This is a genomic window from bacterium endosymbiont of Bathymodiolus sp. 5 South, from assembly GCF_900128535.1.
Lineage (GTDB): Bacteria > Pseudomonadota > Gammaproteobacteria > PS1 > Pseudothioglobaceae > Thiodubiliella.
The window spans coordinates 1-912 of sequence record NZ_FQTR01000399.1 but is presented as its reverse complement, the minus strand read 5'-3'; the positions used below and the strand labels follow the sequence as shown (position 1 = coordinate 912).

At 31.6% G+C, this 912-nt stretch carries 2 protein-coding genes; both read right to left on the bottom strand.

Going from position 1 to position 912, the window contains the following annotated elements:
• Nucleotides 1-784: pentapeptide repeat-containing protein (locus tag BBROOKSOX_RS11780; RefSeq protein WP_180324064.1), on the bottom strand; the 784-nt coding region annotated here is incomplete at its 3' end.
• The coding region (locus BBROOKSOX_RS11775) for a UvrB/UvrC motif-containing protein (protein ID WP_139662078.1) at nucleotides 781-912 on the bottom strand (132 nt) is incomplete at its 5' end. The genes BBROOKSOX_RS11780 and BBROOKSOX_RS11775, both read right to left, overlap by 4 nt.

Here is a 912-nt window from a genome sequence, read left to right as displayed (position 1 = left end):
CTGCGCTAAACTTTGTATTGCCGTATTCTATTCTATCAATAATCGCATGTTCTAAATCAAGATTGATGCTCTCAACACCTGAAAAATTCAATACATGGTTAAATATGGCTCTAGTAAAATCAACTTTTTTAGAAAAGCTAGGAGGGGTTGTAGTAGTTTTATTTCCAGAAGAACCAGTAGTGTCGATAGTAGTAGTGATGGTGTCAAAATCAACACTACCGTTAAATATTGTTTCAACAGAGTTAACTTCACCATTAAATTCTGCACCACTAAAAGCAACATTTTTGTTAAATCTTGCATGATTAAAACTAACCTCATCATTGAATTTTGCTGCAGCAAAGCTAGCATATTTAATAAATTTAGCGCTATTAAAGCTAACCCCATTATTGAATTTAACCCCACCAAAATTACCTACCTTATTAAATATTGCACCATAAAAAGTAGCATCTGAAAATGTTTCACCATGAAAATTTGTATTTATTAAAAAAATACAATATTCAAAATTATCGCGTCGATTACTAATTTTTTTATTGCGTCGATCTCTAATTTGTTGACCATTTTCAATTAAATAATAAACGCAATCGTCTTTACATATCTTTCTTTCTCCTTTATCTAAAGCACCTATACATATATCACCTAAATCACCCATATGTGTTGTGCAGGATTTTGGCGCGTCGTTAGTGATTAGATATTCTTGATAAGAATTATCATTATATTTAAAACGCAGATAGTCTGATGCTGCGTTGTCTTTTGTTATTTCAACACTTGTTAGTATTTTGTTCATAATAAAAACTGCCCTTGCTTAAGCGCTTTAATTTGGTTACGCACATCAGCAGCTTGTTCAAATTTGAGCTCTTCTGCAAATTGATACATTTGTTTTTCTAAGGTTTTAAGTTCTTTTGCAAGCTGTAC